Source organism: Pseudomonas trutticola BRTCR10 (genome assembly GCF_056155105.1).
Map to the genome: position 1 here is coordinate 535,531 of NZ_CM149552.1, position 22,639 is coordinate 558,169.

At 60.1% G+C, this 22,639-nt stretch carries 21 protein-coding genes and 2 pseudogenes; 8 read left to right on the plus strand and 15 right to left on the minus strand.

The window, feature by feature from the left end:
• Positions 1 to 3: 3 nt before the first annotated feature.
• The 6 genes from ACVVH8_RS02345 to ACVVH8_RS02370 are packed head-to-tail and all read right to left on the minus strand — an operon-like array spanning position 4 to position 4,237.
• Positions 4 to 1,683: an ApeI family dehydratase gene (locus ACVVH8_RS02345; protein ID WP_475228296.1), complete on the minus strand. Its 1,680-nt coding sequence runs from the start codon at positions 1,681 to 1,683 to the stop codon at positions 4 to 6.
• The gene (locus tag ACVVH8_RS02350; protein ID WP_103305413.1) at positions 1,680 to 2,225 is read right to left on the minus strand and encodes a COG4648 family protein; all 546 of its coding nucleotides are present in this window, start codon (positions 2,223 to 2,225) and stop codon (positions 1,680 to 1,682) included. The genes ACVVH8_RS02345 and ACVVH8_RS02350 overlap by 4 nt, the downstream gene beginning before the upstream one ends.
• Positions 2,222 to 2,476: an acyl carrier protein gene (locus ACVVH8_RS02355; protein ID WP_007909503.1), complete on the minus strand. Its 255-nt coding sequence runs from the start codon at positions 2,474 to 2,476 to the stop codon at positions 2,222 to 2,224. The genes ACVVH8_RS02350 and ACVVH8_RS02355 overlap by 4 nt, the downstream gene beginning before the upstream one ends.
• A gap of 9 nt (positions 2,477 to 2,485) precedes the next feature.
• Positions 2,486 to 2,746, minus strand: a complete 261-nt coding sequence (locus ACVVH8_RS02360; protein ID WP_103305412.1) for a phosphopantetheine-binding protein — start codon at positions 2,744 to 2,746, stop codon at positions 2,486 to 2,488.
• Positions 2,727 to 3,536, minus strand: a complete 810-nt coding sequence (locus tag ACVVH8_RS02365; protein ID WP_103305411.1) for a lysophospholipid acyltransferase family protein — start codon at positions 3,534 to 3,536, stop codon at positions 2,727 to 2,729. The genes ACVVH8_RS02360 and ACVVH8_RS02365 overlap by 20 nt, the downstream gene beginning before the upstream one ends.
• Positions 3,512 to 4,237: a beta-ketoacyl synthase chain length factor gene (locus tag ACVVH8_RS02370; protein WP_213027324.1), complete on the minus strand. Its 726-nt coding sequence runs from the start codon at positions 4,235 to 4,237 to the stop codon at positions 3,512 to 3,514. Before ACVVH8_RS02370 ends, ACVVH8_RS02365 begins: the two co-directional genes overlap by 25 nt.
• Positions 4,238 to 4,594: 357 nt before the next feature.
• Here ACVVH8_RS02370 and ACVVH8_RS02375 point away from each other — a divergent pair, with 357 nt between their 5' ends.
• Positions 4,595 to 5,365, plus strand: a complete 771-nt coding sequence (locus ACVVH8_RS02375; RefSeq protein WP_103305409.1) for a ParA family protein — start codon at positions 4,595 to 4,597, stop codon at positions 5,363 to 5,365.
• A gap of 129 nt (positions 5,366 to 5,494) precedes the next feature.
• Here ACVVH8_RS02375 and trxC read toward each other — a convergent pair whose 3' ends face one another.
• Positions 5,495 to 5,929, minus strand: a complete 435-nt coding sequence (gene trxC, locus ACVVH8_RS02380) for a thioredoxin TrxC (protein ID WP_475228298.1) — start codon at positions 5,927 to 5,929, stop codon at positions 5,495 to 5,497.
• A 194-nt stretch (positions 5,930 to 6,123) separates the two neighbouring features.
• On the opposite strand from trxC, the gene ACVVH8_RS02385 reads away from it, so the two are divergent.
• The 3 genes from ACVVH8_RS02385 to ACVVH8_RS02395 all read left to right on the plus strand — a co-directional run bounded on the left by ACVVH8_RS02385 (position 6,124) and on the right by ACVVH8_RS02395 (position 7,373).
• Complete coding sequence (locus tag ACVVH8_RS02385) at positions 6,124 to 6,420, plus strand: type II toxin-antitoxin system HigB family toxin (RefSeq protein WP_475228300.1); 297 nt, start codon at positions 6,124 to 6,126, stop codon at positions 6,418 to 6,420.
• Positions 6,417 to 6,818, plus strand: coding sequence for a helix-turn-helix domain-containing protein (locus ACVVH8_RS02390; RefSeq protein ID WP_103305406.1), 402 nt, complete (start codon positions 6,417 to 6,419; stop codon positions 6,816 to 6,818). The genes ACVVH8_RS02385 and ACVVH8_RS02390 overlap by 4 nt, the downstream gene beginning before the upstream one ends.
• Before the next feature lie 99 nt (positions 6,819 to 6,917).
• Entirely contained in the window at positions 6,918 to 7,373 is a 456-nt protein-coding gene (locus tag ACVVH8_RS02395; RefSeq protein WP_103305405.1) for a hypothetical protein, read from the plus strand.
• A gap of 27 nt (positions 7,374 to 7,400) precedes the next feature.
• Here ACVVH8_RS02395 and ACVVH8_RS02400 read toward each other — a convergent pair whose 3' ends face one another.
• The 7 genes and pseudogenes from ACVVH8_RS02400 to ACVVH8_RS02430 all read right to left on the minus strand — a co-directional run.
• Positions 7,401 to 7,925 (minus strand): hypothetical protein, encoded by a 525-nt coding sequence (locus ACVVH8_RS02400; RefSeq protein WP_213027326.1) that lies wholly within the window; start codon positions 7,923 to 7,925, stop codon positions 7,401 to 7,403.
• Positions 7,925 to 9,085, minus strand: coding sequence for a hypothetical protein (locus tag ACVVH8_RS02405; RefSeq protein WP_475228302.1), 1,161 nt, complete (start codon positions 9,083 to 9,085; stop codon positions 7,925 to 7,927). The genes ACVVH8_RS02400 and ACVVH8_RS02405 overlap by 1 nt, the downstream gene beginning before the upstream one ends.
• Positions 9,086 to 9,175: 90 nt before the next feature.
• Positions 9,176 to 10,639 (minus strand): protein adenylyltransferase SelO, encoded by a 1,464-nt coding sequence (selO, locus tag ACVVH8_RS02410; RefSeq protein WP_475228304.1) that lies wholly within the window; start codon positions 10,637 to 10,639, stop codon positions 9,176 to 9,178.
• Between the two features lie 48 nt (positions 10,640 to 10,687).
• Entirely contained in the window at positions 10,688 to 14,041 is a 3,354-nt protein-coding gene (mscK, locus tag ACVVH8_RS02415) for a mechanosensitive channel MscK (protein WP_103305401.1), read from the minus strand.
• A 34-nt stretch (positions 14,042 to 14,075) separates the two neighbouring features.
• The gene (locus ACVVH8_RS02420; RefSeq protein WP_103305400.1) at positions 14,076 to 15,818 is read right to left on the minus strand and encodes a potassium/proton antiporter; all 1,743 of its coding nucleotides are present in this window, start codon (positions 15,816 to 15,818) and stop codon (positions 14,076 to 14,078) included.
• A gap of 240 nt (positions 15,819 to 16,058) precedes the next feature.
• Entirely contained in the window at positions 16,059 to 16,931 is an 873-nt protein-coding gene (locus ACVVH8_RS02425; protein ID WP_371042268.1) for a methyl-accepting chemotaxis protein, read from the minus strand.
• A 30-nt stretch (positions 16,932 to 16,961) separates the two neighbouring features.
• A pseudogene (locus ACVVH8_RS02430) lies at positions 16,962 to 17,753 on the minus strand (MCP four helix bundle domain-containing protein); the annotation flags it as partial.
• Between the two features lie 210 nt (positions 17,754 to 17,963).
• On the opposite strand from ACVVH8_RS02430, the gene ACVVH8_RS02435 reads away from it, so the two are divergent.
• From ACVVH8_RS02435 to ACVVH8_RS02450, 4 genes and pseudogenes are all read left to right on the plus strand, one after another.
• The gene (locus ACVVH8_RS02435; protein WP_103305398.1) at positions 17,964 to 18,194 is read left to right on the plus strand and encodes a hypothetical protein; all 231 of its coding nucleotides are present in this window, start codon (positions 17,964 to 17,966) and stop codon (positions 18,192 to 18,194) included.
• Positions 18,191 to 18,493 (plus strand): cell division protein ZapA, encoded by a 303-nt coding sequence (locus ACVVH8_RS02440; protein ID WP_064117128.1) that lies wholly within the window; start codon positions 18,191 to 18,193, stop codon positions 18,491 to 18,493. The genes ACVVH8_RS02435 and ACVVH8_RS02440 overlap by 4 nt, the downstream gene beginning before the upstream one ends.
• Before the next feature lie 144 nt (positions 18,494 to 18,637).
• Positions 18,638 to 19,663 (plus strand): annotated as a pseudogene (locus tag ACVVH8_RS02445) (HAMP domain-containing protein); the annotation flags it as partial.
• Positions 19,664 to 19,798: 135 nt separating this feature from the next.
• Positions 19,799 to 20,530 (plus strand): methyl-accepting chemotaxis protein, encoded by a 732-nt coding sequence (locus tag ACVVH8_RS02450; RefSeq protein ID WP_371917814.1) that lies wholly within the window; start codon positions 19,799 to 19,801, stop codon positions 20,528 to 20,530.
• A gap of 147 nt (positions 20,531 to 20,677) precedes the next feature.
• Here ACVVH8_RS02450 and ACVVH8_RS02455 read toward each other — a convergent pair whose 3' ends face one another.
• Positions 20,678 to 22,480 carry an acyl-CoA dehydrogenase gene (locus ACVVH8_RS02455; RefSeq protein WP_475228307.1) on the minus strand — a complete coding sequence of 601 codons (1,803 nt, stop codon included), beginning with the start codon at positions 22,478 to 22,480 and terminating at the stop codon, positions 20,678 to 20,680.
• Positions 22,481 to 22,639 lie beyond the last annotated feature (159 nt).

The window sequence follows — 22,639 nt, forward strand, 5'->3', positions numbered from 1 at the left end:
AGGTTATGCATCGCCAGTCCCCAGAAGGATTCGGCCGCTGGAGCAGGTCGCGGTGTCGTTGCGGTAGGCGAAATACAGCTTGCTGCGCTCGGGATCGAAGCGCAGGTGCAACTGGATTTCATCGCCGGGGCGCACCAGTTGCTGAAATTTCAGCACTTCCATGCCGGCAAACGGGCCGGTCAAGTTGAGTAATTGCCGACCGAGGTCCAATGCCCATTCGACCTGGACCACGCCGGGCAACACCGGGGCTTTGGGGAAGTGGCCGCTGAAGTAGGCCAGGTCCGGCGGCACGCTTAGTTGCAGGCTCCATTCGCCCTCGGTTTCGATTTGCTCCAGTACTTCGGGGGCTTTCGGCCGTGGTGCGACAAGCAGCGCCTCGACGTCGGCCTGAGGCAGTTTGCCCTGGCTGTTCAACGGCATTTGTCGCAGCAGACGCCAGCGACGGGGCAGGGCGAGGGCTTCGCAATGCTCGCGCAGATGCTGACGCAACGTTTCGGTCAGGCTGCGGCGGCCGTGTTCGCGCAAGGCAAACAGGCCCGTTTCGCTGAGCACCAGCAATGCGCCGAGGGAGGCACGGTTTTCCTGGACCACGCCCAGTCGTGCTTCGGCGACCCATTCATGGCTGACCAGCGCTTGCTCGAGCATCGGCAGGGAAATACGTTTTTCTTCGAGTTTGACGATCCGGTCCAGCCGTCCGAGCAGTTCGAAACGACCATCGGCGGCGATGCGCGCAGCGTCGGCGGTGTGTTCGACATGGCCCGTCGGCAGATACGGTGAGGCGATCAGCAGCGCGCCGTCGTTGTCCTGACTCAGTTCGACACCGGCGAATGGCTGCCACAGGGCTTCACCCTGTCGCCAGGCAATGCCGCCGGTTTCCGAGCTGCCGAGGATTTCCGTCGGCCACTGTTGCAGGCGTTGATGCAGGCTCTGCGCCGCGTCGGCTGGCAGTGCGCCGCCCGAGGAGAACACTCGCCGCACGGCGCTGAGGGCCGGCCAGTCGAGGTTGTCGCCCATGCGCTTGAGCAGCGCCGGGCTCGCGACCCAGGCGAAGGCCGCATGCTCGCGGCTGGCGCGCTGCATATCCTCGGGGAAGGCCAGTTGCTTGCGCACGAATGTCCGCCCGGCACACAGCGGCCACAGCACGCGAAACAGCAATCCGTAGATGTGTTGAGTGGCGACGCTGCCGATGATGCACGCCTCACCGAGATCCGCGCCCCATAGCTGCTCCAGCGCTTCGACCTCGTTGGCCAGTTGGCGCAGAGTCTTGTCGATACGTTTGGGTTCACCGCTGGAGCCGGAGGTGCACAGGCTCAAACGGCACTTGTCGAGGTCCAGTTCGGCGCCGGGCAATGGCGCCTGCTGAAGGTTAGTTAAACAGCTGTCACCCGGTAGATCGGTCAGCCACAGATCGACTTCGCCCGACCAGCGCTGACGGGTTTGTACTTGCAGATCCGAAGGCAGCAACACGCTGACGCCTGCGCGCCACGCGCCGAGTAGAGCGATGGCCAGTTCGGCGGCATCTTCCAGATGCAACGCCAGACGTCGCACACCCTGGGCTTGCAGGCCGGCGGCAACAGACAGCGCCTGTTCGCACAGATTCGTGTGATCGAGAGCCGGCGCGTGGCTGATCGCCCGCGCCGGCAAGGCCTTGAGCAACAACTGCTCAAGTTTTATCCAGTTCATGTACGGCCTCTTACCCGTTGTCGTATCAGCCATTCAATGGCAAACATCAGGCCGATCAATCCGTAGGAGATCAGGCCGGTGTACAACATCCACCAATTCAGCGGCGCCCACAGTGTCAGCAGGGCGGCGCACAAACCGTTGCAGAAGAAAAACACGCTCCAGGCCACCGTGACCTTGCGGGTGTAGACAATCGCGTTGGCCGGCAACTGCGGTTCACGCAGCCGGGCCAGACGTTCGACCATCGGCGGGCCGTATTTCAGGCTGAGGCTGAACAGCACGAGCATGAAGCCGCTGATCAATACCGGATACCAACGCAGCAACAGCGGGCTGTCGAACACTGCCAACAACAGGCAGAAGCCGATGGCCACGCAGGCCATCCACAGGCTGCCGGGTTTGCGTTCACCGGTCAGGGCCCGCGCCAGCCACAGGCTGCCCAGCAGCAGGCCGAACTGCCACGGGGCGAAATGCTCCATGCCGAAATACACCGCAAAGGGGTACAGCAGACCGGCCAGCAGCAGGCCGAGGCCGATCAGACGGCTCATGCGGCCGGTTGAACCAGACGGTAGACCGCCTCGACCACGTCACCCACGGTGCGCACCGATTTGAATTCTTCGGCGGCGATTTTCTTGCCGGTCTGGCGCTTGATGTGATCGATCAGATCGACCGCGTCGATGCTGTCGATTTCCAGATCCTGATACAGATTGGATTCCAGGCTCACACGGGCCGGATCCAGTTCGAACAGCTCGACCAGGGCATCGCGCAGGGTGTTGAAAATGTCGTCACGAGTTTGCATGGTCCGGTCTCAAGCTGCCTGTTTTGCCGTGACGAACGCCGCAAGGCTGGCCACGTTGGTGAAATGGTTGCGGGTGTCTTTGGCATCGGCGTCGATCTTGATGCCGTATTTTTTCTGGATCGCCAGACCCAGTTCCAGCGCGTCGACGGAATCCAGGCCCAAGCCCTCACCGAACAGCGTCTGGTCGTCGCCGATGTCGTCGACGCTGATGTCTTCGAGGCCGAGGGCGTCGATGATCAGGCCTTTTATTTCACGGTGCAGATCGCTCATCTTCGGCGAGCTCCTTAATAAAGTAAGAGTGCAAATAATCGTTGAGCTTGCGCGAGGCTTGCGGAGCTGGCCCTTGCGCGGCAAATGTCTGTGGGTCTATATCGGCCCCGACCCGAAAACTGAAGTGCACACGGCGATTGGGAATCCGATACCACGGCTCGGCTTTGGTCAGCGTGGTCGGGCTGACCTTGATGATCACCGGCGTGAGGATTTTCGCACCTCGCAGGGCAATCGCTGCGGCCCCCCGATGAAAGGCCGGTGCCTGCCCCGGCTGAGTACGCGTGCCTTCGGGGAAAATGATCAGGGTCTGGCCGTTTTGCAGCGACTCGGCGGCGGCATCGAGCATGTCCATGCTGCCGTCGTTGCTGATGTATTCGGTGCTGCGCAGCGGGCCACGGGTGAAGGGGTTTTCCCACAGGCTTTTCTTCACTACGCAATTGGCGTTGCGCACCAGTCCGATCAGAAACACCACGTCGATCAGCGAGGGGTGGTTGGCAATGATCATCTGCCCTGGACGACCGAGGCGCTCGGCGCCCTGAATGTCGTAGGTGAGCACGCCGGTGCGGGCCATGAAACGCACGAAAAACCAGAACAGCCGACTGACCGTTTGCCGGGCGCGCTGGCGGTGCTTGATGGCATCGCCCGGCAGACAGCCGAGCAGCGGGAAAACCACTAAACGCAGGCACAGCCCGCCGAGCCCGAACAGGGCGAAGCTTGCAGCGGTGGCCAGTAGACGCCAGTAGTAGGCGTCGCGGTGCTTCGCGATCACGGGCTGCGTTGCCAGGTCCATACACGATTTTTCCAGGCATGTTGGCAAAGGGTTTGCTGGCCTAGCAGGGTGCGCAGCAGATTGAGCGCGTGGGGCCAGTGCGCTTTGGACAGTGCTTCGGTGGTGCTGTTCAAGGTCAGCCGCCAGTCGGTACCGGGGGTCAGCAGCAGACCCAGCGCATAAGGAAACGGCACGTCGTCGATCCACTTCGAATAGGCTTCGGGCGGTTGTTCTTCGGTGATGATCAGCAGTACCGCCGCAGCGCCCTCATTGAGCAGGGCGGCGGCTTCGAGCATGCCGTGTTCGAGGCCGTCGCCCGCAGCGGCGAGTGCGGTCATTTCGGCGGTTTCGCCGCGCATGATCGACCACAGGCCAATGATTGCGTTGTGCACCGAGAGGCTGAACTGGGTTGGCGACAGCGGTTCGTCCCTGGCCAGATCACTGAGAATGTCGTAGGTGCGCGGGGTTTCGCCGTGCCGCGAGACAAACACCAGCGGCAGGTTTTCCCGTCCGTCTGCCAGTGGCCAGCCCACACTGAACGCCATCCGGGCCAGTCGGCTGAGGCGACGCCGTTGCATGGCCGGCAAAAACGACACATCGGGCGCGGCATCACTGCTCTGGAGCACGACCGGCTGTCGGCTCCAGGCCTGCCAGGCGTCCACGCTGTCGAGCCCCGGGGCCCACGCGCGCCATTGGGCGATGTTGAAGTTGATCACGGACATTTATCCCGCCCCTGCGGGCTTAGTATTGACGCATTGAGTCGCCAAAGCCGCAGCGGGCCTGACATAGCGCTTGGCGCCGGGTGGCGCGCATTATCCCGGTGCGACGAGTGTGTAGCAAATGCTGGTTACATTTTGTGCAACGAAATGTACCGACTGGTTCGCCGCAGAACTGTCACTTGGCCATTATCCAGATTGCGGCCGGCTTGTCTGTCGGGAATCTCGGCGATTCATGACGGTTTTTACTCGGTCTCCACGGGGATATTTGCACCTGACCCTGTAGTCCGTGTCCGTGGAGGTAGCGAAGCGAGGTCGCGCGCATCTACACTCGGTCATTCTTTGATACACGGAGGTTTGGTCATGCGGCGCGTGGTGTTCAATCAGAAAGGTGGCGTAGGCAAATCCAGCATTGCCTGCAATCTGGCGGCGGTCAGCGCGAGCGAGGGTTATCGCACGCTGTTGGTGGACCTCGATGCCCAGGCCAACTCCACTCAGTATCTGACCGGGCTCACCGGCAACGATATCCCGATGGGCATTGCCGACTTTTTCAAGCAGACCCTGTCTTCCGGGCCGTTCTCGAAGAAAAATCAGGCCGATATCTACGAAACTCCGTTCGATAACCTCCACATCATCACCGCCACCGCCGAACTCGCTGACTTGCAGCCCAAGCTTGAGGCCAAGCACAAGATCAACAAACTGCGTAAGTTGCTCGATGAGCTCGATGGCGAATACGACCGTATTTACCTCGATACGCCGCCAGCCTTGAATTTTTACGCGGTATCGGCGCTGATTGCTGCCGATCGTGTGCTGATCCCCTTCGATTGCGACAGCTTTTCCCGTCAGGCCTTGTACGGCTTGATGGCCGAAATCGAAGAATTGAAGGAAGACCACAACGAAGGCCTGGAAGTTGAAGGCATTGTGGTCAACCAGTTCCAGGCACGGGCCAGCCTGCCGCAGCAGATTCTGGATGAGTTGATTGCCGAGGGTTTACCGGTGTTGCCGGTGTATCTGACCAGCTCGGTGCGCATGCGTGAGTCGCATCAGGCCAGCATTCCGCTGATCCACCTTGACCCACGGCACAAGCTGACCCAGCAGTTCGTCGAGCTGCACAATTTGCTCGAAGATCACTGATCCCTGAGTTACACAGATCCCCTGTAGGAGTGAGCCTGCTCGCGATGGCGTACTGTCAGTCAACACCTGAGTTGACTGGCCGGGCGCCATCGCGAGCAGGCTCACTCCTACAATTGGATTTATGGTGTATCAGATACCCTGGCTGCGCAGCCACGCCATCAGTTGCGGCAGCGGAAACGCGCCACTCTGCCGCGCCACTTCCCGGCCGTTCTTGAACAGAATCAAACTCGGAATCGAGCGAATCCCCAACTGCGCCGACAACTGCTGATTCGCCTCACTGTCGAGCTTGGCCAGTCGGCACTTGCCCGCCAGCTGCCCAGCCGCCTGCTCGAACACCGGTGCAAACGACTTGCACGGCCCGCACCAGTCCGCCCACACATCCACCAATAGCGGCAGATCGCCCTTGATCTGGCTGGCGTAATCGCCTTGCTTGAGTTCGAACGGCTTGTTCAGCAGCACTGCGGATTTGCAGCGGCCGCATTTTGGTTGGTCAGCAAGGCGCTCGGCGGGAATGCGATTGAGGCCGTTGCAGGAGGGGCAGGGGATAAGCAGTGGGTCGGTCATGAGCGTGGTCCGGTGAAGAGCTGATATCCCTTAGTTGGAGACGTTTGCTCATATTTTCAATCGTGCGGAGTTCGGCGGTGATCCTAGGCTGAAGCACGCCGAGCAGGTCCGTTGGTCTGCTTGGAAGTATCGCAACTTGCGATAATCCTGATCTGTGATTAACTCCCCATAGCAAAATGCGATAAGGATGTTGCATGCATGTCATCACCGCAAAACGGATACGAGAAGCGAAAGATAAATGGCCGAAAGCGGCCACCGCACTGGATCACTGGCTTGAAGTGGCAAAAGGAAGCAAGCCGTTGGACTTTGCTGCCATGAAGGCGCTGTTCCCGGCTATCGATAAAGTGGGTGAATTTCATGTGTTCGATATTGGCGGTAATAAACTGAGATTGATCGCCTACGTCAGATACCGACCACAAAAGTTGTATATCAAGTATGTGCTGGATCATCGCGAATATGATCGCGGTAAATGGAAGGAGGCGCAGGCATGAGTGTTCTGATCAAAAAAGCCGCCGAGCACTGGGAGTTCGTCTCGCCATTGCTGCGCAAACCGAAAAACGAAAGCGATTACGACAGACTGGTCCAAGCACTCGACGAGTTACTCGAAATGACCGGCGATGACGAATCCCATCCTTTAATGAGCCTGGTAGATATCATCGGTGACTGGATCGAGGAATGGGATCACACTCATCACCCAATGCCCAAACCACCTGGTTACGAAGTGCTGGGATATCTGATGCGCGAACATGGTTTGACCCAGAGTGACTTGCCCGGTGTTGGCCCTCAGTCAGTCGTTTCGGAAATTTTGAGCGGCAAGCGCCAGCTCAACTTGCGCCAGATCCGCTGGCTGGCCGATCACTTCAAGCTACCGGTAGATGTATTTATCTGAAGGGCGTTGCAGAGCCATACAAGGCCAAGGCAGTTGCACTCTGCTAGCATGTCGCGCGGCTTTTTCGGCCGCGCTTTCATCTAAAGGGAATTAACTGTCATGAGCACCACCCAAGAGGCCGCTGCGCCTACCGATTCCACGCCTTACAAAGACGCAAGCATGAGTTGCGGGCATTGCAGCTATACGCTCAAGCCGACGTATCACCAGGCCTTCGAGCTGGTTCGGTTGCAGCCGATCAACTGTTATCAGTGCAGTTCGGATCTGTTGCTCGAAGAGGCTGACCGTCAGGTCCTGGACAAAAAACTGCAGACTGCCACCCGTATCGGCAAGCTGGCGTTGCTGATTCTGGGGCCGTACTTCCTGATCAGCATGCTTGCGACGCTCTATTTCATGTTCTTCGCCGAGCCGCCGTTCTCCGGGTTCACGGGCGTGTTGTTTGGCGGTGGGTTAGTAATCGGCTTCCTCCTCAAGAGCGCCGCCACGGATAGCGAAGAGCGCGATTTCGTCCTGTTCAAACAGGGCGAGCGACCTGCTGCCGAGGCGCAAACTGCGTAACTGACTGATGGTGCGGCCTCGCGAGCGCTACTGTGTTCCGGGCTCAAAGATGCGCTGCTTCCACGCAGCGCTGGCATCGACCAGCGAGTAGCCATCGTTGCAGCTCAGCACGATGCCGACGTTCTTGCAGAACACCACCTCGACGATGTTCTGTTCGCGGGTGAAATCCGTCAGTTGATCCACTGCCATGAACACCTCGACGTTTTGAATCGCGTAATGCACTTCCCCGCCCCATTGCGAACCATATCCGGAAATCTTCAACGGCCCGCGTAACTGATAGACCCCAGCGGCTTTGCCCTGCGCGGTTTCCAGCTCACGGAAGGGCAGAATGGTCGTCCCCACCAGGTGAAGGAAGCCGATCGCCCGACTGTCCATGAACGCCAGCGCGGCCCTTTCCGCGTCGTTCAGTTGACGAAGGGGTTGCGCCTTGGCGATGAAACGGCGAGTCGACCAGGACAGGGCCACGAGTTTCCAGAGAACCACCACCGCCGGCCCGGTGAGCAGCGCCACGATGACGAAAACCGCGAGCATTTCGAACTCTGACTGGCCCATCAGGAGGCGCTCACGCCGTTCGACAAGGGCCGGCGCTCCCACAGACGCCTGGCCAGATTGGCGCCGTAGGCGACGCACAATCCACCGCTGACATATTCCACCCACGCCTGCGCGTTGCTGCGATCCGCGTCGGGGTAGCACAAGTGCGCCACCAGCCAGGAAGTCGCGAACAGTCCCATCATCACCGCGTTGCCGAGCCAGGCTTCGTGTTCTTGATACCGCCAGTCGGCATAGGCGTCGGGCAGACCTTCGATCTTGAGCAGCCAGTCATACCAGCCTCTCTGCGCATCGACCTCGATATGAGCAATAACGGTCTGGCCTTCCTTGATGTGATTTTCAATCTGCAGCCGGACCGGTGGTTCGACGGCCACACGTTTTTTACCGATGGTCATTCCCTCCTCAGGAACCCGGCGATAAACGCCTTGAATCAGATTGACCACGCTGCGTGGCTGATGCTTCTCCAGCGTCATGGGCAGGAAGCCCGCAAGGGTCACGAAGAAGAAAGGGACAAACCATTCCTTGGCTGTCAGCCACTCAAATGCCATCGCCCAGAACAGCAGCACGCTTGCCACGACCGCACAGGACCCCCAAAAGCGCCGCAGACAGGGCATGTGCGTGTTCATTTCATACGCGAGGCGTCGACGCTCTTTCTTGCGGGCAGGGCGCTGTCCCAGGATCAGTGTCTCTTCGTCGCCGATACATGGGCCCGGGATGCCGAACGTCCATTGAACGTCAGCCCGCTCGTCGGTTTCGACACGCTGGGCGAACGCCTCGATGTGGTAGCCGTCATTCAGGCGGATCACATAAGCGCGTTTTTTGCCGCAGATGATTTCGGCCTCGTTGTTGCCTTCCTTGTTCAGAAACGGCAGGGCGAGTGCAGGCAGGACTACCGGTAATTCAGCGATGCGGTCCATGCCGGACCAGTCTTTCATGGTGCCGGTTTTTCGATAGGCGCCGCTGATCAGGTGAACATCGCGCTCGAATGTTTCCTTGGGGTAATAGAGGGCGAGCAGCCGGTGCTCTTCGATCGTCGCGCACCGCGCAGGTTCGTCGCGGCGCAGGGCGTTGAGTCTGAACTGACATGCCCAGATGCCGCCGACATACATAAGCATTGAAAGCGTTTGAAACAGCGTGATGCCAACGGAAAGATAGCCGAGCACTGCAACGTCCTTGTCCTGTAGTGCCGCGTTGTCCCGTACGCGGCGGTGTTCTATGAAGCCAGAATGCCCGGCAGTGTCACATCGCTTGCCTCACGACGAACAACTGATCTCCAGATGCTTGCCCCATTCCGGCGGCCGCTCGGCGTAGCTTTCCATCCCCGGCTGCTCCTCGAAAGGTTTGCTCAGCACCGCGTGCAGGCGGCGAACCTCGGAGTAGTCGCCCTGTTCAGCCGCATCAATGGCTTTTTGCGCCAGATAATTGCGCAGGATGTACAGCGGATTGACCGCATGCATCCGCGCGCGACGTTGCGTTTGATCAGCCGCGCCATCACGGGCAACCCGCGCCACGTAGCGCTCGCCCCAGGCATCGAAACCTTTGATGTCGACGAAGTCGTCACGCAAAAGGGCGACGGCTTGTTCTGCTGAGTCCTCTCCGAGCCGGCGGAAAAACAGCGTGTAGTCGACGCCACTGTTCTGCATCAGTTGCAGGAGGTTTTCCAGCAGTGTCTGGTCGTCCTCTTCGGCGCTGGTGAAACCGAAGCGACGGCGCATCAGGTCGAGGTAATGCGCCTGGAACAGCGGCAGGTACAGGCCGAGGGTTTCGCGCAATGCTTCGACGCTGATGAACGGCGTCAGCGCCTGCGCGAGGGCGCTGAGGTTCCACTGGCCGACCGGCACCTGATTGCTGAACGAGTAGCGACCCTGATCATCCGAATGGTTGCAGATGAAGTTGGCGTCGAAGTCATCGAGGAAGGCGAACGGGCCGAAGTCGAAAGTGATGCCGAGGATCGACATGTTGTCGGTGTTCATCACGCCGTGGCAGAAACCATAAGCCTGCCATTTGGCGATCAGTTCGGCGTTGCGCTCGACGATCTCGCGGAACATCGCCAGATACGGTTCCGGCTGCTCCAGGCATTGCGGATAGTGCATCGCCAATACGTGTTCGCCGAGCTGCTTTTGCTGCTCGGGACGCTTGGTGTAGTAGAAATATTCGAAGTGGCCGAAGCGGATATGGCTCGGCGCCAGACGCAGCACCATCGCCGCACGTTCCTGCTTTTCCCGCCAGACCGGCGTGTCGGAGCCGATCACACAAGCCGCACGCGACGAAGGAATGTTCAGCGCATGCAGCGCTTCAGAGGCAAGGAATTCGCGGATCGACGAACGCAGCACCGCACGGCCGTCGCCCATGCGCGAAAACGGCGTTTGCCCGGCGCCCTTGAGGTGCAAGTCCCAGTGCTCGCCGGCCTGGTTGTAGACCTCGCCCAGCAACAGACCACGTCCGTCGCCCAGTTGCGGCGTATAGCCGCCGAACTGATGCCCGGAATAGACCATCGCCCGCGGCTCGGCATCGGCCCACAGTTTGTGGCCGCCAAACAGCTCGGCAAACTCCTGGGTTTGGGCGGTCGCCGGATCGAGATCCAGCAAGGCCAGGGCCGCCGGGCTGGCGACGACCAGGCGCGGATTGTCGATCGGCTCGGGCAGCACGTGGGCGCAGAACGCATCACCGAGGCGGGCGAAGCGATTGTCGAAGGTCAGTTCGTCGAGGGCTTTCAAGGGCCGGCTCCAGCAGAATGTCCGAGCATTCTGCTGGGAATAGACCGGTTAGTCGAGTTTGGCCGGCGGCGGTTCTTGCAGCGGCTTCTGCTCGTCGGGCACTGCGACGATGGTTTTGGCTTCCGGCTCGATGGGCACCAACTTGTATTCCTGGCCATGCAGGTTCTTCAGGTAAACCTCCATCTGGCGGAACGAGATGTTGATGTGCTGCTTCTTGAACTCGCGGTTGATGAAGCGGTTCACTTCATCGATCACCGGGTTACGGTCGCCGAGGTCACGCACGTGCATGCGCAGTTCGTGGTCGAGGGTGCTTTCGCCGAAGTTGAGGAAGTACACGTGCGGCTCGGGTTCCTTGAGCACGCGCGGATTTTCCCGGGCAGCCTTGAGCAGCAGTTCCTTGACCAGATCCAGATCGGAGCCGTAATCGACACCGAGTTTCAGCGTCACACGGGTGATGGTGTCGGTCAGCGACCAGTTGATCAGTTGTCCGGTGATGAACGTCTTGTTCGGGACAATGATGTCTTTGCGGTCAAAGTCGGTGATGGTCGTGGCGCGGATGCGGATCTTGCTCACCGTACCCGACAGGTTGCCGATGGTGATGGTGTCGCCGATCCGCACCGGGCGTTCGAAGAGGATCATGATGCCGGAGATGAAGTTGGCGAAGATTTCCTGCATACCGAAGCCGAGACCCACCGACAGCGCCGCCACCAGCCATTGCAACTTGTCCCAGCTGACGCCGAGGGTCGACAGCGTCGAGACGAAACCGACGCCGGCGATCACATACGACAGCAGCGTTGTGGTCGCGTAGGCGCTGCCCTGAGCCAGATTGAGCTTCGACAGCACAAACACTTCAAGCAGGCCCGGCAAGTTGCGCGCCAGGGCGAAGGTGATGCCGATGATGATCAATGCACCGAGCATGTCGCCGATGCTGATCGGCACCATGCTCATGTTGGCGCCGGTGCCGCTGGTGTATTCGTAGAGGGTGATGTTGTCGAGGTACGAGAACACCGAGATCAGGTCCGACCATACCCAGTACAACGCCGCGATGAAGCCGCCGAGCAGGGCCAGACGGATCAGGCGCAGGGACTGTTCGTTGACCTTTTCGATGTCCAGCGTCGGCTCTTCGATCACTGCCTCGCCGTCGCCGGCTTCTCTCGCCGCCTGGCGTTTGGCCAGGGCGCGCTGGTAGGCCAGGCGTCGTGCGGCGACGCTCAGACCACGGACGAAGGTGGCTTCTATCACCAGCCAGAACATCAGCAGGTAAAGGGTATTGATCAGACGGTCGCTGAGTTTCAGCGCGGTGTAGTAGTAGCCGAAGCACACCGCAACGAACAGGGCGATTGGCAGCAAGGTGAACATCACGCCGACGGCTTTGCGGAACAGCGAGGTGTTTTCGTGGGCCGGGCTGCTGATCAGCAGGCGGCTGAGCAACCACGCCATCAAGGCGTAGCAGGTCAGCACGACCGGCATGCCGAGCACGTCGTCTGCCAGCGCCGCCGGTTGCAGTTCGGCCACCGCCACCACGGTGACCAGCGCCATGACCACCAGCCCGAGTCGACGGATCCAGCCTTGCAGGAATTCGACTTGCGGCTTCTCCCAACGGAAGTGCAGTTCGGCCACGCCGCCCGGCGCAAGAATCCGGTAGGCGGTGTAGAACACCAGCCACGCCTGACCCATTTGCAGCAGCGCCGCGCCCATGTTGGCGTTCTGCCCACGGGCGTCGATCTGCAAGGCCAGACCGCACAAGGCCAGACCGAGCGCCACCGGCATGGCCAGCAGAATATTGATCAGAATGGCCTGCGGCGTGTGCCACTGGCTGTCACGCTTGAAGTGGCCGATGTCCTGGTGAACCTTGTTCAACCGCGCATATAGAGCCTTGCGGCGCCACAACAACGCACCGATCAGCAGCGCCAGCGGCAGGAACAGCAACGGGCGCTGAGTCAGGCCGTCAGTCAGCTCGCTCAGGCTTGAGGCCAGCGGCAGGGTGTCGACCTGACGTTTCAGGCGTTCCGGCACGCCACGCATCCACTCGATGTCCAGCGGCTTGTTGCTGGGGATCCAGAACATCTGTTCGTCGAGGGTCGCGCGCAGGCTCTGCGCAGTGCTCAGCAGCTGCTTCTGATTCAGTTGCAGGGTGATCGATTCATTGAGCATCGCGCTCAGTTCGCGATTCAGACGCTCCAGCAAGTCGGCACGGGTGCTGGCCAGCTCGAGCAGGCTCTTGCGCAGTTGCGGTGTGACTTGTTCCGGTGGCTGGGTGGACAGCAGGTTGTCGACATAGGCCGCCGGATTGCTCAGTTGTTCACGTTGCTGGCTGACGTCGAATTGCCACAGGCGAATGTCGGCGATCTGATCCGCCAGATCGCGGTCGACCTTGAGGCGCGGCAGGGCTTGTTTCTGCTTATAAAGAATCTTCGACAGCAGCAGGCTGCCCTTGAGCACGTTGATCTGCTCGTCGAGGGCCGAATCGCTTTGGGTCAAGCTGTCGAGCTGCTGCTTGGTCTGCAGATTCTGCTGAGTGACTTCGTTGAGGCGGTCGGTGCTTTTGAGCAGATAGTCCGACAACTTGAGGTTGGCCGTACTTTCGATGGCAAGCAGGCTGCTGCTGCCGGCCTTTTGCGCTTCGATCGATTGCTGGGTGACGGTTTCCTGAGACTGCGCCAGACGCTTCTGGTTGATCAGCGTTTGCAGCTCCTGGATCTCGCGGTCGAGGCGGTCGGACTTCTCCGAGAGCAAGTCATGCAGGCTGTTGCCCAGATCCTGCAACTGGTTGTTGCCGGCCAGTTCCTGGCGGCGCAGCGGAATCAGTGCGTTCAGCGCGGCCAGCTCGGCGTTCAGCAGGTCTCGCTGCTCGGCGCTGACGGTCTTGCCCGCGTCCTTGCCGGACTTGAGGATGTTGTTGATTTGCTGGATGCGCGTCTGACTGGCGGAAATTTCCGCCTGGGCGCGCTCGGGCCGGGTCTGCGCGGTAATGATCAGACTGTTGGCGTCGGCCAGGGCTTTTTGCAGATCGCTTTGCTGGGTCGAACGATCGGTCAGAATCTGCTCCAGCTGCGTGATCGACTCTTTGGGAAAGCGCTGGGCCACCGGCACTACCGCGTTCGCCTTGAGCCGCGTCAGTTCGCGATTGTTCTCGATGGTCTGCTTTGGCGCGGTCGCCAATTGCTGCTTCAGATCGCTGAGTTTCTGCTCGTAATCACGCCGGTTGTTGAGCTGATTGAGCGTGTTCTGCAAAACGGCTTGCAGGGGCTTTTTATCAGCATCCGGCAGTTTGCTGTCGGCAAGCTTGTCCAGACTGGCCTGCACGGCGTCGCTGGACGGTGGTTCGGCGGCGTACAGCGGGCCGACAGTAAGACTCAGGCCCAGCAGGGCCGCGGCGAAAAAGGAACGCAGGATAGGCATAGAGACCGGTCAAGCAAGTGAGAGTGGACGCAGTTTAGAGGAAGAGCCCGGGGCCCGGGCGACTTCCTTCGGGGAATCTGACGCCCACTTTGCCGATCTTGTTCCCGTCCATGACCGCAACCGTCCAGTGAGTGTTGTTCCACTCCACCTGGTCACCGACGATTGGCGCACCGCCGACTTTCTGCGCGATGAAGGCGCCCAGGGTCATGTCCGGATCGATACCGTCGGCCGGCAACCCGTAAAGCGCTGCAACCGCTTTAAGCTGGGCGTCTCCTTCGAGCACAAAGTCGCCGAAGAAACGCAGATCGAGGCCACGTTGCGGCGCCTGGCTGAACAGTTTTCCTAGAGCCGGCAAGTTGTGTTCATGGCCGATAACACACAGCAAATCATCGACTTCCAGCACCGTACTACCCGACGGATGGAGCAATTGCTGGCCACGAAACAGGGCAGCGATACGGGTGCCTTCGGGCATTTTCAGCTCACGCAGGGGCGAACCGATGCACCATTTCTCCGCGCCGAGCTTGTACACGAACAGCTCCCATTCGCTGGTGACGTGGACTTCCAGCGCTGAACGGGAAATGGGCGCAGGCTCGGGCGGTACCGTCACCTTGAGCAGTTTGGCCACCCACGGCAGGCTCGTGCCCTGTACCAGCAGCGACACCAGCACGATGAAGAAGGCGAGGTTGAAGTACAGCTGCGCGTTCGGCAGACCGGCCATCAGCGGGAACACCGCCAGAATGATCGGTACGGCGCCGCGCAGGCCGACCCAGGAAATAAAGGCTTTCTCGCGGCCATGGAAGGCCTTGAATGGCAGCAGGCCGACGACTACCGACAGTGGTCGCGCGAACAGAATCATCCACAGTGCCAGACCCAGGGCAGGCAGGGCGATCGGCAGCAAATCATGCGGCGTGACCAACAGTCCCAACACCAGGAACATGCCGATCTGCGCCAGCCACGCCATGCCGTCGAGCATGTGCAGGATGCCGTGGCGACTGCGCACCGGACGGTTGCCGATCACCAGACCACACAGATAAACCGCAAGGAAGCCACTGCCGTGCAAGGCGTTGGTCAGGGCGAACACCACCAGACCACCCGCGATCACCAGGATCGGATACAGGCCGGCGGCGAGGTTGATCCGGTTGACCAGTTGCAGCATCAGCCAGCCACCGCCCAGACCGATCACGCCACCGATGCCGAACTCGCGGATCAGGTGGGTCAGCAGGCTCCAGTGCAGGCCGGTCTGGCCGCTGGCGAGCATGTCGATCAGGGTCACGGTGAGAAACACCGCCATCGGGTCATTGCTGCCGGATTCGATTTCCAGGCTGGCGGTCACCCGTTCGTTCAGGCCTTTGCCACCGAGCAGCGAGAACACCGCTGCGGCGTCGGTCGAGCCGACGATGGCGCCGATCAACAAGCCCTGAATCAGGTTCAGGTCGAACAGCCACGCCGCCGCCATGCCGGTCAGCCCGGTGGTAATCAGCACCCCGACCGTGGCCAGCGACAACGCCGGCCATAGCGCCACGCGGAAACTCGACACCCGCGTGCGCAAACCGCCGTCGAGGAGGATCACCGCCAGGGCGAGGTTGCCGACCAGATAGGCCGTCGGGTAGTTATCGAAAATGATCCCGCCGCCATCAACCCCGGCCGCCATGCCGACCGCAAGAATGATGACCAGAATCGGAATGCCGAGACGGGAAGACAGAGAGCTGACAAGAATGCTTGCGCCTACCAGCAACGCGCCGATCAAGAACAGGCTGTTGATGGTCGTCGCATTCAAAGGCAGTACTCCAGAAGCGTAAAGACGGGCACAAACTGACCATGCAGTCTGCGTGCCAGCGATTCTAACCTGTTGAAATGTGATGCTGTCAAAAAGGTTTTTGCGCTGGGGCTGTTGATCGTTCCCACGCTCTGCGTGGGAACGCCTCAATGGACGCTCTGCGTCCGCTTGGGACGCGGAGCGTCCCGGGCTGCATTCCCACGCAGAGCATGGGAACGATCGACAGCAGAGGAGGCAGGTTTAAAGGCTAAACCGCCCAACCATATTGTTCAGGTCCAGCGCCAACCGCGACAGCTCGTTGCTCGCCGCACTGGTCTGATTCGCGCCGGTCGCCGATTGCACCGACAGGTCGCGGATGTTCACCAGGTTACGGTCCACTTCCCGCGCCACTTGTGCCTGTTCTTCGGCGGCGCTGGCGATCACCAGGTTGCGCTCGTTGATTTCGACGATGGCAGTGTTGATGGTGTCCAGCGACATCCCGGCACCACGGGCAATGTTCAGCGTCGACTCGGCGCGCTCGGTGCTGTTACGCATCGAATCCACCGCGTGTTCGGTGCCGCTCTGAATGCTGCCGATCATGCGCTCGATTTCGCTGGTCGATTGCTGAGTGCGGTGCGCCAGTGCACGAACCTCGTCAGCCACCACCGCAAAACCACGGCCGGCCTCACCGGCACGGGCCGCTTCAATAGCTGCGTTCAACGCCAGCAGGTTGGTCTGGTCAGCCAGACCACGGATCACGTCCAGCACCTTGCCGATGTCGCGAGATTCATTGGCCAGATCGCCGATCAACGATGCAGTGCTCTGCACGTCGGCGCTCATCCGTTCGATGGCGCTGACGGTTTCCTGAACCAGATCACGACCGTCGCCGGCCGAGGTGGTGGCGTTCTTCGACGCTTCCGAAGTGCTCACTGCGTTGCGTGCGACTTCTTCCACAGCACTGGTCATCTCGTTGACCGCAGTCGCCGCCTGTTCAATTTCGTTGTTCTGCTGAGTCAGGCCCCGCGCGCTTTCGTCGGTGACACTGTTCAGTTCTTCAGCGGCAGAAGCCAGTTGAGTGGCCGAACCGGAAATTCGCTGCAAAGTGTCGCGCAGTTTCGATTGCATCTTGGCCATGGCAGCCAGCAGGCGCCCGGCTTCATCGGAACCGTCGACGTGAATTGGCTGGGTCAGGTTGCCCTCGGCAATGGTTTCCGCCGCGTCGAGTGCCTTGGAGATCGGCCGGGTGATGCTGATGGTCAGCAACCAGGCGAACAGGAAGGTCAGGCCGGTGGCGATCACCAGCAGGGTCACCACCAGATCGAACGCCGAGGAATACTGATCGGCCGCTTGCTGATTGGTCTCGCTGATCTGCTCGCCGTTGATCTGCATCAGGCGGTTGAGCACGGTGTTCATGGCTTCGGAGTTGTTCAGCAACTCGGTGTTGAGCAGGTTGCGCAGCTCATCCACCTGATTGTTGCGCGACAGGCTTTTCATCCGGTCTTCGATCTGGCGGTACTGACCGAGCAACTGCACGTACTGATCGTAGGCCGAACGCTCTTCCGGGCTGCCGATCAGCGGCTCGTAATCAGTCTGGGCCTTGCGGATCTGCTGATTGCGCATGTCCAGCAGCTCAATGGTTTTTTGCTGCACATCCGGTTCACGGTTGACCAGCAGGCGGTACGACAGCACGCGCAGACGCAGAGTCAATTGAGTGAACTCGTCGAGGTTCTTGATGCTCGGCACGCTGCTCGACGAGATGTCCTCGGCGGCGCTGCGAATTTTGCTCATCTGATTCAGCGCGAACACGCCCAGAATCAGCATCAGGCCGCCGATCAGGGCGAAACCGGTAAACGCCCGGGGGGCGATGTTCATATTGCGAAGGGACATGGGGCGGATACCAAGAGAGGGCCGCATCCATGCGGGCTGAGACTGCTGTATGGATGACTTATCGGTCATACGACTAAAGTCTTGAGGCGGTGTGCGTATTTGTCGCAGAAGGTCTTGGGCGACGAAGTGCAGGAACCAGATCGGCAGATCACAGTCTTTTAAACTCGCGAGAACGCTCGCCCGCCAGGAAAATCAAGGCCTTGCGCCGGTTAAACCCTGGCATCCGTGGTGACTTTTCTTTATCGTACGCGCCCTTTGAAAAACGCTTGGAAGATCAAAATGTTGGAAGCATCCCTCAGCCAATTGGAACAGCTCGTCAGCGACCTGGTGCAACAGAACCAGGCCCTCTCGCAAACCAACCAGACCCTGTCCACGGAACTGGCCCAGGCCAAGGATGAAAACGAAAGCCTGCAACTGAGCCTGATGGAACAGGAAGAAAAGCACGGCGCCACCGCCGCACGCATTCAAGCCCTGGTTGATCGCGTCAACGCAGGTCCTGTCAGCGCATGAACCACCACACAGCAGGGGTAAAAGTCGTCTCCATTCTCGGGGAGGACTATTCGATCAAGGCACCGGCCGGGGAAGAACAGACCCTGCTGGACGCGGCAATGATGCTCAAGGCCGCTTTGGACGACACCAAAAGGAAATACCCGACGCTGATCGGCGACCGCCTGCTGGTGCTGGCGGCAATGAATCTGTGCTCGCAGCAGATCGAAATGAAGAAGCAGCACAAAGAAGAACTCGACCGTTACCAAGAGCAAGTCAGCGCCACGGTCGACACCATCGCCAAGACCATCAATCAGGGCTGATGGGTTTGCGCACAACCAAAGAATAGATTGTCGATTGGGTTGTATACAATCGGCACGGCTGTTGCATTGTTTCGGCCACTTATTCTTTGGGGGTGCTCCATGCAGTTGTGGCGACGCAGTATTCAATGGCAGCTGATTCTCAGCATGGGCACCGCCCTGCTGGTCAGCATCCTGATCGTGGTTGGCATTTATACCCTGGTAGTCAACCGCCTTGCCCAGAGCTATCTGGTCGAACAAGCGTTGCCGTCGAGCATCGAGGCGACGCGCAACGACATCGAACGCATCCTTATCCAGCCGTTGACGGCCGCGAAAGACATCGCCAGCAATTCCATGGTGCGCGATTGGTTGGCGGCGGGTGAAGAAGGCAGCAAAACGGCCGCCTTCGCGCAGTATCTGGAAGGCATCCGCGCCGAACACAAGGCTTTTACCGCTTTGATCATCGGCACCGAATCGAATCACTACATCACCGAAAAAGGCCTGGATCGCACCCTCAGTCGCGCCAAACCGGCCGACGCCTGGTTCTATTCTTTCCTCGACAGCAGTCAGCCGCGCACCCTGAACATCGACAACGATGGGGCCACCGGAGAATTGGCGCTGTTCATCGATCTGAAGGTTGAACAGGCCGGCAAAGTGGTCGGCGTAGCGGGGCTTGGGCTGAGCATGAAAGAGCTGTCCGAGCTGATTCACAACTTCAGCTTCGGCGAGCGCGGCAAGGTCTATCTCGTGCGTTCCGAGGGTTTGATCCAGGTGCACCCCGAGGCGCAGTTCAGTGGCAAGCGCACCTTGAGCGAGCAGATTGGCGCTTCTGCGGCGCAGGCCGTCATGGGTCAAAAAACTGCCATAAGCAGCAGCTTCCAGCGGGATGGCGAAGACTTCCTTGCCTTCAGCCTGCCTTTGCGTGATTTGGGCTGGACGTTGGTGGCCGAAGTGCCGCAGTCGCAGATCTATGCCGAAGCCCGCAAGGCGATGTGGATGAGCGGCGGCATCGGATTGGCGGTGGCGCTGGTGTGCCTCGCGTTGGTGGTATGGCTGGCCCAAGGGTTGGTGCGACCGATTCGTCAGGTAACAGCGGCGCTGGTAGCAATCGGTAGCGGTGGGGGAGATTTGACCCATCGGTTAGATTCCAGTCGTGCCGATGAGCTAGGCGATCTCGCCCGCGGCTTCAACCGTTTCCTCGATAGCCAACGGGGGATGATCGGCGAAGTGCTGACCACCAGCGAGCGCTTGCGCACGGCGGTCGGGCAGGTGGCAAAGGTGGTGGAGAACACCGCCGAACGCTCTGGTCGGCAGCAGGAAATGACCGACATGGTCGCCACCGCCGTTCACGAAATGGGCCTGACCGTGCAGGAAATCGCCCAGAACGCCGGCAACGCCGCGCTTGCCTCGCAAACCGCGCGGGATGAAGCGATGCAGGCACGGGAAGTGGTCGGTGGCTCCATTCGACATATTGAGAGCATGTCCGATGAGATCGGTGTGGCGGCGGGAGCGGTGGGTGAGTTGGCGCAGCAAGTGGCGTCGATCGATTCGGTGCTGGCGGTGATTCGCGGGGTTTCCGAGCAGACCAATCTATTGGCGCTGAACGCTGCCATCGAGGCCGCACGCGCCGGGGACATGGGCCGAGGGTTCGCTGTCGTTGCAGACGAGGTGCGCACCTTGGCGCGCAGAACCCAGGCGTCCACCGACGAGATTCAGCAAATGATCGGCAGCCTCAAGCAAGGTGCGGAAAACGCCGTGTCGTCGATGCGCACCGGCCAGGCTGCGACGGGCACCGGGGTTGAGTCGAGCCAGCGTACCGGCGCATCGTTGACTGCGATTACCGGGCAGGTCGAGCGCATCAGTGACATGAACCACCAGGTGGCGACAGCGACCGAGGAGCAGTCGGCGGTGACCGAGGAGATCAACCGTAACGTGCAGGGGATTTCCGATCTGGCGCGGGCGACGGCGGGAGAGGTTCGGGCTTGTCGAGAGGATTGTCAGATGTTGCAGCGGTTGGCGGATGATCTGGCGCGGCAGATGGGTGGGTTCAAGCTGAGCTGAGAGATGTGTTGTTTGAACTGACGTCTTCGCGGGCAAGCCCACTCCCACAGGGTTGTGCGGTGTTCACACAGTATGTGAATCCGCCGCAACACCTGTGGGAGCGGGCTTGCCCGCGAAAGCGATATTAGCCGTTACGCATAATCCGGATCAGAACCAGGCATCCTGCATCGTCAGACACGTATCATCCCGCGCCTCGAGCAACGCCAGCTCATGGTGACAACCCGGCACTTCCCACGTCAGGAAATACCGTGCCGCCTGCAACTTGCCCTTATAGAAGTCGACATCCGCCGCATTGCCTTTCAGCAAGCCTTCTTCGGCACGAATCGCCTGCTCCAGCCAGCGCCAGCCAATCACCGTGTGCCCGAACACCTTCAAGTACAACGCCGAGTTCGCCAGGCTGCTATTGACCTTGCCCTGCGCCAGATCGGTCAACAAACCTATGGTCACGACTTGCAAACGCGCGACCAGTTTCTCCAGTGGCTCACGCAGCGCGGTCAGCGATTCGTGCGCCGTTGCGCGCTCAGCGGTATTGGCAATCAGACGAATCAATTGCTTCAGTCCCGCGCCACCGTTCTGCGCCAGCTTACGCCCGAGCAAGTCCAGCGACTGAATGCCATGAGTGCCCTCGTGGATCGGGTTCAGCCGGTTGTCGCGGTAATACTGCTCCACCGGGTATTCACGGGTGTAACCGTGGCCGCCGAGAATCTGGATCGCCAGTTCGTTGGCCTTCAGGCAGAACTCAGACGGCCAGGATTTGACGATCGGCGTCAGCAGATCCAGCAACTCATGGGCCTGCTTACGCTCGCTTTCGGTCTCAAGCGTGGTGGTGTCGTCAAATAAACGCGCGGCATACAAACCGAGGTCAAATGCCCCTTCGACGTAGGACTTTTGCGTCAGCAGCATGCGTCTGACGTCCGCGTGTTGAATGATCGCCACTGGCGCGGTGCTTGGGTCTTTGCTGTCCGGCACTCGACCTTGCGGACGCTCGCGGGCGTATTCCAGCGAATACAGGTAACCGGCATAACCGAGCATCACCGCACCCATGCCGACGCCGATCCGCGCTTCATTCATCATCTGGAACATGTAACTCAAACCGTGATGCGGCTTGCCCACCAGATAGCCGACGCATTCACCGTTATCGCCGAAGTTCAGTGCGGTGGAAGTGGTGCCACGCCACCCCATCTTGTGGAACAGCCCCGCGAGCAACACATCGTTGCGCTGACCGAGGCTGCCGTCATCGTTGACCAGAAATTTCGGCACGATGAACAGAGAAATGCCCTTCACCCCCGGCGGCGCGTCCGGCAGTTTGGCCAGCACCATGTGCACGATATTTTCCGAGAGGGGGTGATCACCGCCGGAAATGAAGATCTTGTTGCCTTTGAGGCGATAAGTGCCGTCGGACGCAGGCTCGGCGCGTGTACGAATATCCGACAACGATGAGCCAGCGTGGGGCTCGGTCAGGGCCATGGTGCCGAAGAAACGACCGTCGATCATCGGTTGCAGAAAGCGCTGCTTCTGCTCGTCGGTGCCGAAGCTTTCGATCAGGTTCGCCGCGCCCATGGTCAGGAACGGATACGACGTCGATGCGGCGTTGGCCGACTGGAAGTGCGCGAAGCAGGCCTGCGAGAGCAGCGTAGGAAGTTGCATGCCACCGGCGTCGAAACTTCTCGCGGCGTTGAGGAATCCGGCCTCAAGGAAGGCATCCACCGCCGGTTTCACCTCGGGAATCAGAATCGCCTTACCGTCCTCGTAGCGCGGCTCGTTCTCGTCGCCCTTGCGGTTGTGCGGCGCGAAGTATTTTTCGGCGATGTTGCGTGCGGTGCCGATGGCGGCGTCGAAGGTCTCGCGATTGTGCTCGGCAAAACGCTCACGGCGGGTCAGGCCCTCGGCATCAAGGACTTCATACAGCTCGAAAGCCAGATTGCGGGAACTGAGCAGCGTCTCGGACATGGCGGCCTACCTTTTTTTGGGTTGGGCCGAGTCTAGGCGTGCTGATAAAAGCTGAACAGGATGATTGATAAGCGTGATGGAGGGGCAAAACGAGGGTAGGGCATGATCGTTCCCACGCTCTGCGTGGGAATGCAGCCCGGGACGCTCCGCGTCCCTAAA